Below are 10,443 nucleotides of genomic sequence, written 5' to 3' on the forward strand. Positions count from 1 at the left end.
TCACGGCACCAGCGGCGCATCCGGGTTGGTCGGCTTGATTGAGGGGTCGCACGTGAGACGGTCCTGGCCAGATGGCGTGCGAAGCTTAGAAAACACACCGGGCCGTTTTGATGTGCTGAAGCTATCGCCCGTGATGCCGGTCGGATACGGCTTGCTCAAATCGATACCGGACACCATCGGGTATTCGACAACGTACGCGTCGTCGTCACCCCACTTCTTAGCTACATAAAGATGGGATTTTGTTACGAAAACCGCGTAGCCCTTCGAATCCTCAAACGGATCAGAACTGTGATCCATGTACTCCATCAGATCGAAAGTCTTGCCCCCATCGGTCGAGTAGATCAGTTCGACGGCCCAACCTCGATCATTATGCGCAAGGTGTGGCGGCGCAGACGCCGGAAAAGCCAAATTCCGGCCGGTTGGATCCGCATTAATCAGGCGGCCCTGATAGTTTTCGACATCGCCTCGACCGAGTTGCTTTCGAATCCCCGCGCGCGTGTCGTTGTAGAAGGTCTCGCCGTGGTTGCAATCCCGATAATGTTCGAGCGTCACAAAGCGGTGGTCGTCAATCCAGTAGATGATCTGCGGCGGCGAATCGTAGGGCAGCACCTTCGCGTTCATGAAGTCGCTGAGCATGAAAACGAATGGCTCGCTGGATTTTTTGGGCGAACACCCCTGCATCATCACCAGCGCGATCGCCAGCACAATCGCGCGTCGCATGCGGTTAGTCACCATATACGGTATCTTTCCCCTGGTAGTCGAACTGCCGACTAACGATTCTCTTCAGCTCCTGAATGGAAGCCTGATTCTCGCTCGCAATGGTGCTCCAATCTATTGCAGCCGGATGGGGAACAGTTTCGAGCGCTCCTGTCTCGAAGTAGGGATCGCGGCCCCGCGTCCAGTCCGCCTGTTTCATCAGGCTGATCCAGAAGTCCCGCTTTTCATACGCATCACAGAAGCCGATGGGCAGGTCGTAGGCCACCACACGGCGCATGAACGGCTGATGCATCGGCAGCGTGCTGTGATTGGTTGGCTCGGCGTGATAGTTGTCGTGTTGCTCCAGCATTTCGTCCTGCGTCTGGCGCGCGACACTGACGCCAATCGGACTCATCGGGTTCGCGGTGAGATGCGGCTCGGGTTCACAGATGGAGCGGAAATATCGATAGGTGCCGTCGTGAAATTTGCCCTTGTTTGGATCTCTCGGATCCCGGTCCCACTGTCCCATCACACGTGCCTCGACACGCGAATCCTCAAAGTCCTTCATCTCATAGTCCTGCACGGGATGAGGCACCTCCTCGGCATTCACCGTGACGGTCTGGTTCGCATTCGGCACGGCCCATAGCCTCATGAGCGACGTAAACACATTCCGGTTGCCGTTCCAGAACGACGTTTGATCGACGCCGGGCACGGGCTTCTGGATCAGCGGCAACGTGCCAAACTTCTTCACGCCGGGCTTGTCGCCAACGGGGGTATAGCGCGCCAGCATGCGTTGTTTCACGGTATCCCCCAGCTCGGCCAGCAGCTGGTCGTCCACTCCCTGCCAACCGATGCTTTGCAGCGGCGTGGCCCCCATGACGCGATCATGTGGCGTGAAATACACGTACAGGCGGCCGTGATTATCGCGCTCGTGCACGCCGGATTTGCGCTGGTTATCCGGCCGCCAGAAATTCATGTCTTCGGACGCGCCGCACTGAAGCAGCTTCATCTGCGCTTCCGCCATCGGACGCCTGTCCTGCTTGATGCGCTTCGCAATATTGCGGAAGGTATTGACGCGGGCCGCCCGGGTCTGGCGGTCCTCGCCGCACGTGAGCGCGTCGGTCACCTTGTCATCGAGGGCATACGGCGAATTCATCACGAACAGCGCATCGGGCGCGCGCGTCTTGCACAGCGCGGTAGCCGCCATCGCGATCATTGTCCCCTGGCTGTGGGACATGACCGTCACCGTATCGCGCGGGCACTCGGTGCGAATCCGGTCGATCAGGTCGGCGAGTCGCTTGGCCGCGTGCGCATAGTAGGGGCGCGGCGGCGCATCCTGGAGCTGGCGATCGGCTTCGGTGTTCAGCTCCTCCATGTCGAAACCGAGGATGTGACGCTTGATGCCTTCCTGGCTCCACAGTTGCTTGAGGTTGTTGGTGCCGTTCTGGAACGGGCCACCGCCCCAATACCACGGGCCCTTCTCCTTGGTACATTGGGGAGACCACAAATCGGCGCCGTCCCGGTTGCGCAATGGAATCCGCCACTTCCGTTCCATGCCGTCCGGCGCGCGGTAGCCCCAGTAGAAGCGGATCACGGGAGAATGTCCGGTCCCTTTCGGATCAAGTTGACGAGGGATGGGCGCCTTCGTCTTCGGATCGACCGTTATGTACAAATTTTCTTTCAGTTTCGTTTCTTCCGTCCGATGTAGACGATCGTTTAGGCCAGCACACAAGGCCTGTTCCGCATCGTCATACCACTCGCCCTCGGAGTTGACGCCGTGCACAAAAATAATCACACCGGGCATGTGTGGCGGAATGCGGCATTCGGCACGCACCTGGAAACTCGACGGCGTATGGTACGACTCCCAATACGGGTGGCCGAGATGGTCGCGCTGCATCGGCACGATGCGAGTTGCGGTCTGGTGCTGGTAGGGCTTCGGCGCGCCGGTGTCATCGGCCGCGCCGTCCTGACGCGGTGGGTTGTTCTGGTCGGTCATGAATCAGGCTTCCTTGTGGTTCTGGATCAGCAGCTTGAGGCCTTGTGCGACGTCCTGCCGACTCAGCGAGGTCTCGCCCTGGTCGTTGGTGACGCCCTCGACAATCTGTCCGCTGGCGAGCTGGATTTTGTACGGCCGGTTCGCGACCGGGCGGCCCGTGATACCGTCACTGAGAATGAAACGTTCGTCGTTCGCGATGTCGACCTGACTGAACTTCGGCAACGGCAGCGAAAGCGCGCCGGGACCGGTCTTTTGCAGCTTCGCCATCTTGATGACGAGGTTGCCGGCCCCGCCGATCTCCACGTTGTCGCCGTGCACCTTGATGTAGGCCGAGCCGCCGCCGCTGAGGATGACGCCGTTGGCCGCGTTGACGGTCGCGGTACCGTCCGCGCTGGTGATCTGCATGTTCTTCTGCGAGACCAGTTCCATCGCATCGGACTGCGCCTGGATTTGCACCTTGCCGCGCGCCGCGAACAGCTTCATACCGAGCTTGTGCGCAAACAGCGACAGGGTTTCGCCCGCCGCGATCGCGACGTTTCGGAGCGCATTTACATTGAACCGCGACGACGTCGCAACGCTCACGTCTTTGCCCGCCGACATCATCACCCGGTCCGGCGTGGCGATGCCAATTCCATGGGGCGCGGACAGCGCAATGACCGCCTGCTTCAGGCCTGCCAGTTCATCCTTCAGCCACGCGTTTTCGGCCCTCAGATCCGCAATCTCCGCTTTTGCCACCGCCGCTGCATCAACCAACCCCTGAGCCTGCGCCTGCGTGAGCTGCAACTGGTTCGTCGCAGGGCGCATGTCTGTCTGTTCGCCGTGCGCCTGCTCCTGCTTGTCGGCCGACACCAGCACACCGCCGCCGGCGCGCACGTGGCCGCGCATGTCCGTGCGAAGCTCAAACCCCTCGCCACGGTCCTTGTTGTCGCGATCGACTGTGTGGCCGAGGTTAAGCTGCGTCTTGCCGCATTCGGTCGCGACCTTGATGTGCTCTTTGCCCTCGCGGTCGTCCATTTCCAGCGTATTGTTCGACCGTGTGCGAATCGTGTTGCGCGTGCCCCACGGGGCGCCCGCGACGATCGGGTCCGTGTCTTCCGCCGTGTGCAGCACCTGACTGATGTAGGGCAGCTCGGGATTGCCCCACAAGAAGCCCACCGTGACCACCGTGCCCTCGACCAGCCCGAAGTGAAACCCGGCCTGTCCCGCGCCCGCGAACGGCTTCGCCAGGCGCATCGGGCAGCTCTCCAGACCTGGCGTGCGTTTGTCCTTGTCTGCGTGGATATGGACGATGTAACGGCCCTGGCTATCCAGATACGGGTCCCGCCAGCCCTCCGTCGACGCAACCGTCCCTGTGATGACGCCTTCAATGCGGGGCCACGTCTCCTCCTTGAGCGGAAGCCGGAAGAGCCGGTCGGAGGGAATGGCATCGAACTCGACGTGATACGCTTTCTTGCGCGATGCCCGGCACGTTACCCGCACGGCCAGCAGACCGTATTTCGCGTCCGGCAGATCACGATTCGTCAGCTTCAGCACGGACCCTGGTGTGAGATCCAGCAGGTCGCACGTGCCGTGATACTCGATCTGCGCCGCCAGCGCCGCTTCGTGCCGCAACAGCGCTTCCCGCTTCGCTTCATCCTCGGTCAGGTACGGCGCACCCCACACATAGTCCTCGCCATATACTGTGCGGTCTTCTTGAATGTCGTTCGACGCCTCTACCGGCTCAGCCGGCCGATGCTCAGTGTGGTAACTGCGCACGGTATGACGCTTGGGCACGGTAGTCGCGCGCGTTTCCAGCGACTGGACTGACTCCTGGCTGTCCGTCACCAAACCACTTTGTTCTCGGTACGGAACCTTCAACGATGAATCGTGGCGGTAATGCGTGAGGTCGTCACCAAACCGCACGTTCTCGCACTTCTCGCCGGCCTCGCAGACGAACCAGATCCCCGTGCGTTGGCAAAGCCGGGTGATAAATGTGAGGTCGTCTTCACCCCACTGCATCACGAACGAGCGCTTGCGGTACTCGCGGTACAGATTGAACTCGAAGCTCGCGAAGATCTGATTGAAGTCATGTTCCTTCAGAATCTGCCGGATGATCTCCGGCTCGCTCATGTCCAGAAAGAAACGGCAGCGCCGGGTGCCGCGCAGCAGCGCCAGGCGCGACTCGAGCACGACCTCATAAGTTGACTGGTCGCGGTTGCTGCTCAACTGAGCGAAGTTCGTTACCATGCCGTAGACCTGCCGCGCCGACTCGGGCTGGCTCCAGCGATCGCGGGGTGGCGGCTGGATGAGGAACGTGCACGGCCGATTCAGATACTCGGTGCGAGACAGATCGTGCCGGGGATGAGTAAACTGGATCGTGTATTTCGTCGGTTCACCAATCCCGCGCGTACCCTCGAAGGCATAGATATCCGCAAGCGCTGCGCTCTTGGCCTGCGGCATGTCCAGGCGGTAGAACTGATGGATGTTGACGCCCGCCCGCGCGGTTGCGTCGTAAAGGGCCGTGCTCGGAGTCAAGCGGTGTCTACCTGGAAACGTTTGCGCAATGTCCCATGAGACTGTATCCGACAGGGGGAAGGAGTCGCCATCAGATTCGTCCGAATTTGACAAGGATTGACATTTGGCGTTGTCCACCGCCGGTTGATGAGCATGAACACGGTAGCCTATCGAACGGGGCCGCGACCCTGGCGCGAGCCTTCCCGTGGGCGTTTTCTCGATAACCGGCAGGCATGACGCACGCAAAGAATCGATAGTCTGGGGCATCTCTATCGCTAATCCTTATTATCGATAGGGCGACATTTCTGGGCAAAACTCCCGTTTCGGGAAACGCGCCGCACCTGAGCTGCGGCTCCGTTGTGATCACGTTGCCTATAGTCTCCGGATGCCGAACGTTCCGTCGCCACCCTCTTTTCCTGACTCCGCGTCCCTGTCTGCGCTGCGCGCGTGGTACGCGGGCGTTGGCTCGCGGGAGGCCATTGAGCGCTATTGTCCGCAGGCGCTCGAAGGCGGCCAGTCAGCGCGCGGCGTGATCGGACGGATTCGTCGACAGCTCGCCGGTTTCGCCCTCAGCCGGCATCGCGCCGATCTGGCCCGGCTGTTCCAGTGCGCGGTGGGTGAACGGTCCCGTCACCGCAAGGCCGCGACCCGGGCGCTGGATATCCTGCCAACGCTTGCCATCCCGCAACCGCAGGTGAGCGATGCGATCGATGTCTGGCTGCCAGCCCGTGTTGTCCCCGTGCTGCAACAGCATGGCATCAAAACGCTGGCCGATCTGACCGTGCGCATCCCCCGTCGCCAGCGCTGGTGGCGCACGATTCCCGGGCTCGGCATGCGCAGCGCACGGCACATTGAAACCTTCTTTGCCGCCCACCCGGCGCTTACCGAACGCGCCCGCGCGCTGATCGTGGTGGCGACGCCGGAGCCCGTGGTGCCGTGGGAAAACATCCACGTGCCACATGACGTCGACGGCTCGCGTGGCGCCTTCCGCGCACCGAAGCCGATGTGCGCGCTCAAGGCCGATAACGACTATCAGGCGATCAGCGCCTGGCTCGACCGGCACGAAGCCGCCGAAACCCAGCGTGCCTATCGCCGGGAAGCCGAGCGCCTGCTGCTGTGGGCGATTGCTGAGCGCGGCCGCGCGCTGTCTTCGCTCACGAGCGAGGATGCGACCGCTTATCGCGCCTTCCTGCGCCATCCCACACCCCGCGCCCGGTGGGTCGCGCCGGCGCGCCCCCGATCGTCGTCCGAATGGCGGCCATTCACGGGCGCGCTGTCGCCAGACTCCATCGCCTATGCGCTGTCAGTTCTGAGTGCAATGTTTCGCTGGCTGATCGAGCAGCGCTACGTGCTCGCGAATCCGTTTGCCGGCCTCAGGGTGCGCGGCGCGCAGCGCAATGGGGAGCTGGACATCTCGCGCGCCTTTACGGCCGGAGAGTGGGATCTGATCCGCACGATTGCCGATGGCCTGGAATGGTCGCATGGCTGGGCGGTTCCCGCCGCACAGCGTCTGCGCTTTCTGCTCGATTTCGGTTACGCGACCGGCCTGCGCGCGGGCGAACTGGTCAGCGTTACACTCGGCGGCATCATGACCGGCACGCGCGGCGAGCGGTGGCTTCACCTCACCGGTAAGGGGGCGAAGGCTGGCAAGGTGGTGCTGCCGCCGCTCGCACGATTTGCGTTGGACCAGTACCTGATGCAGCGCGGCCTGCCCGTGAGCCCCACACGCTGGGCACCGGATACGCCGCTGCTCGGCCATCTCGACGAACCCGGCGGCATCACCACGCCGCGCCTGAGGGCGGTGCTGCGCCGGTTCTTCCAGAGCGCCGCCGACGCAATTCGGGCCGACCACCCGGCACTCGCCGACAAGCTGCAGCGCGCGACGCCACACTGGCTGCGGCACACGCACGCAACCAATGCTCTCGCACAGGGCGCCACGTTGACGACTGTGCGCGACAATCTGCGTCACGCGTCGATCACGACGACCTCGACCTACCTGGACGACGACGAAGTTCAGCGTACCCGGCAGATCGAGCAGATCTTTGCGCGGCGGCAGCCAACGTGACGACCGTCCACGAGACCATCTATCCGGTGCTGCCCGCTGAGCCGGACGCGGCGGAGCTGAAAGCGGCATTCACGCCGAGCGCCGCGGAAATCCGCTTCGTGCGCCGGCAGTCCCGGCAGGAAGCCTCCGCCGTATTGATCATGGTGCAGTTGAAGCTGCTGCAGCGTCTCGGTTACTTCCCGATGCTCGTGGAGGTACCGCCCGCCATTGTCGATCACATCCGGACGTCGATGCGGGCCCGCTCCCTGTCCCGGACGGCGATCGCACGGTACGACGTGTCGGGCACCCGCATCCGTCACCAGAAACTGCTGCGCGGCTGGCTTGACATCCGGGCGTTCGACGCGAGTGAGGCGACGTCGCTTGCTGAACTGGCGTCGGCAGAAGCCCGGACAAAGATCGAACTGCCCGATATTATCAACGTGCTGATCGAGGAACTGGTCCGGCGCCGGCATGAATTGCCGCCGCTGGCGACGCTGCAGCGCATCGCCACGCAGGCTCGCAACGATCACAACGAGGCGATCTATGCGGCCATCACCGGCGCACTCGATGCAGCACTCGTCGAACGCATCGACGCGCTTCTCGTCGTCAAGGCCGGCAAGTCCGGTTGGGACGATCTGAAACAGGAGCCGAAGCGACCCGCCGCGCGGGCGATCGCCAGCTTCCTCAAACATATCAATGGGATCAGGACGCTGGCGGAAGGCTTGCCGGCGCCACTCTCGATCCTGTCTGTTAGCAAACGGGCCCAACTGGTCACCGAAGCACGGGCCCTCGACGTCGCGGAACTGCGTTCGCTCAAGACCGCGAAGCGTCATGCGCTTGCGGTACTGTTCATCCAGGCGCAGTTGCAGAAGGCGCTTGATGACGTCGCCGAGATCTTCATCAAGGTGGTGCGCAAGCTGGAGTCCTACGCAAAGGTCCGACTGCAAAAATACCAGCTTGAACACGCCGGTATGCTGGAGGGGCTGGTCGGGCAGTTCCGGGACGTCCTGCAGATTCTCCAGGATGAGGGCGTACCGGAGCCTAAGCGGTTACGGAAAATCCGCGAGGCGCTCGGCGACCCGGCCGAAGCGCTCGCGCAATGCAACGAGCACATCGCTTATGCCGGGCAGTTCGATCTGCCGTTCATGCTCGTGCCGTACCGCACCCAGCGCTCGCTGCTGTTCCAGTGCCTGGACGTGCTGCCACTGCAATCGAGCTCGCAGGACCGCGCGGCGCTGGTCGCGCTCGCGTGGCTGCAAGGTTTCCGCAACGCGCACCGCGAATACCTGCTGCTGACCGACAACGACTTCGCGAACCTGCCGCTGGACTGGTTGCCGGAGAAATGGGAGCGCGCCGTGTTCCCGCACGGACGGGACAGCCGGATGCTGCATCGCCGGTTCTTCGAACTGGGTGTCTTCAGCCAGATCATGCGGGAACTCAATTCCGGCGACCTCTATGTGGACGGCAGCGACCGCTTCGACGATTATCGAGTGCATCAGGTCACCGACGAGGAATTCCGGCGTGAACTGCCGCGCTACTGCGAGATCGTGGGCTTGCCCACGGACGGCAGGAGCTTCGCGAAGGATCTGCGAGACAGGCTGAACGCGGCGCTCGACGAGGCCGATGCGAACTTCCCGGTAAACGACAGTATCGAGTTCGTCAATGAGGAACTCGTCATCCACAAGCCGGGCAAGGAGCCCGAGCCGCCGAACCGCACGCTGATCGATCAGGCCATCACGGCATCGATGCCGCAGCTCAGCATCCTGGATCTCCTCACCGAAACCGAGCAGTGGCTCGACCTGCATAAACTGTTTGGACCGCTATCCGGGTTTGACGCGAAGATCGACGACCCGCGCAAGCGTTTCATCACGACGCTGTTCTGCTACGGTTGCAACCTGGGGCCGAGCCAGACGGCGCGCTCGGTGAAAGGGCTCACTCGCAAACAGGTCGCATGGCTGAACCTGAAACACGTCACGGAGGAGCGGCTCGACAAGGCGAACGTGAAGGTGATCAACGCGTACAACCAGTTCGCGTTGCCGAAATACTGGGGCAGCGGCAAGCGCGCGTCGGCCGACGGCACCAAGTGGAGCCTGTACGAGCAGAACCTGCTGTCCGAGTATCACGTTCGCTATGGGGGATACGGCGGGATCGGCTACTATCACGTATCCGACATGTACATCGCGCTGTTCAGTCACTTCATCCCGTGCGGTGTCCACGAAGCCGTCTACATCCTCGATGGGCTGATCCTGAACGGCGCAGACGTCAAGCCCGATACGATCCACGGCGATACGCAGGCGCAAAGCGGTCCGGTCTTCGGTCTGTCGTACGTGATGGGCATCAACCTGATGCCGCGCATGCGCAACATCAAGGATCTCGTGCTATACAAGGCTGACCGGCGGCGCAAATACAAGCACATTGACAGCTTGTGCCGTCAGGCGATTGACTGGGCCTGATCGAACGTCACTATGCTGACATGATGCGCGTTGCGGTGTCGATCAAGGCGGGCAGGATGACGCCGTCGACAATCCTGCGCCGCCTCGGCTCGGAGAGCACGAAAAACAAGCTCTACTTCGCATTCCGGGAACTGGGCCGCGTGATCCGTACGCTGTTCCTGCTGAAATATCTCAATGAGCCGGAGCTGCGTCGCACGATTCACGCGGCAACCAACAAGAGCGAGCAGTTCAACGACTTCGCGCAATGGCTGATGTTTGGTGGCGAAGGCGTGATTGCCGAAAACGTCCGCCACGAGCAGCGCAAGGTGATCAAGTACAACCACCTCGTCGCAAACATCGTGATCCTGTACAACGTCCAGTGGATGTCGCGCAAACTGAAGGAACTGCAGGCGAAAGGGCATCCGGTCGATGCCGAAGTACTCAAGGTGCTCTCGCCGTACCGACGGGAACACATCAACTGGTTTGGGGACTATCTGCTGGATCTCCTACGCCTCGTTCCGCCGCTCGATCCGACCATCGAATTTGCATTCAAATCAGCTGCTTAGACTGAGATGTGGCGGATTTTTAACGAATCCCGGCCAGGCCTCATCAGTGTCCTCGAGCAGCTTTCTCGCGGTGTCGACGCGAACCTGCTCCACGAATACCGAAGGGGTGTTACGTCCCGGTCTATTTGAGGATCGGCATCCCGCGCTATTCGAGATGAAACGAAACGGGTTGTCTCGCGCTGCGATAGAAGTGCACATGATGAAGCAAGGCGCGGG

General features: G+C 61.9%; 4 protein-coding genes and 1 pseudogene. 2 read left to right on the top strand and 3 right to left on the bottom strand.

Annotation, left to right across the window (positions count from 1 at the left end; genetic code table 11):
* Genes HV711_RS24405 through HV711_RS24415 form a run of 3 tightly spaced genes read right to left on the bottom strand, consistent with a single transcriptional unit; the run spans position 1 to position 5,452 of the window.
* Complete coding sequence (locus HV711_RS24405) at positions 1-735, bottom strand: T6SS immunity protein Tli3 family protein (RefSeq protein ID WP_035481081.1); 735 nt, start codon at positions 733-735, stop codon at positions 1-3.
* Entirely contained in the window at positions 725-2,692 is a 1,968-nt protein-coding gene (locus HV711_RS24410; protein WP_035481085.1) for a T6SS effector phospholipase Tle3 domain-containing protein, read from the bottom strand. Before HV711_RS24410 ends, HV711_RS24405 begins: the two co-directional genes overlap by 11 nt.
* Before the next feature lie 3 nt (positions 2,693-2,695).
* The gene (locus HV711_RS24415) at positions 2,696-5,452 is read right to left on the bottom strand and encodes a type VI secretion system Vgr family protein (protein ID WP_254604884.1); all 2,757 of its coding nucleotides are present in this window, start codon (positions 5,450-5,452) and stop codon (positions 2,696-2,698) included.
* Positions 5,453-5,570: 118 nt separating this feature from the next.
* On the opposite strand from HV711_RS24415, the gene HV711_RS24420 reads away from it, so the two are divergent.
* Together HV711_RS24420 and HV711_RS24425 are read left to right on the top strand one after the other, a co-directional pair.
* Positions 5,571-7,250, top strand: a complete 1,680-nt coding sequence (locus tag HV711_RS24420; protein ID WP_035481091.1) for a site-specific integrase — start codon at positions 5,571-5,573, stop codon at positions 7,248-7,250.
* Positions 7,247-10,227, top strand: a pseudogene (locus HV711_RS24425) (Tn3 family transposase). Before HV711_RS24420 ends, HV711_RS24425 begins: the two are co-directional and overlap by 4 nt.
* Positions 10,228-10,443 lie beyond the last annotated feature (216 nt).

The sequence above is a fragment of the Paraburkholderia phenoliruptrix genome, assembly GCF_902859825.1.
GTDB classification, from domain to species: Bacteria; Pseudomonadota; Gammaproteobacteria; order Burkholderiales; family Burkholderiaceae; genus Paraburkholderia; species Paraburkholderia phenoliruptrix.

Coding starts and splice junctions, on each gene's coding strand:
- HV711_RS24405 (WP_035481081.1), bottom strand. CDS start 735: ATGGTGACTAACCGCATGCGACGCGCGATTGTGCTGGCGATCGCGCTG.
- HV711_RS24410 (WP_035481085.1), bottom strand. CDS start 2,692: ATGACCGACCAGAACAACCCACCGCGTCAGGACGGCGCGGCCGATGAC.
- HV711_RS24415 (WP_254604884.1), bottom strand. CDS start 5,452: ATGCCCCAGACTATCGATTCTTTGCGTGCGTCATGCCTGCCGGTTATC.
- HV711_RS24420 (WP_035481091.1), top strand. CDS start 5,571: ATGCCGAACGTTCCGTCGCCACCCTCTTTTCCTGACTCCGCGTCCCTG.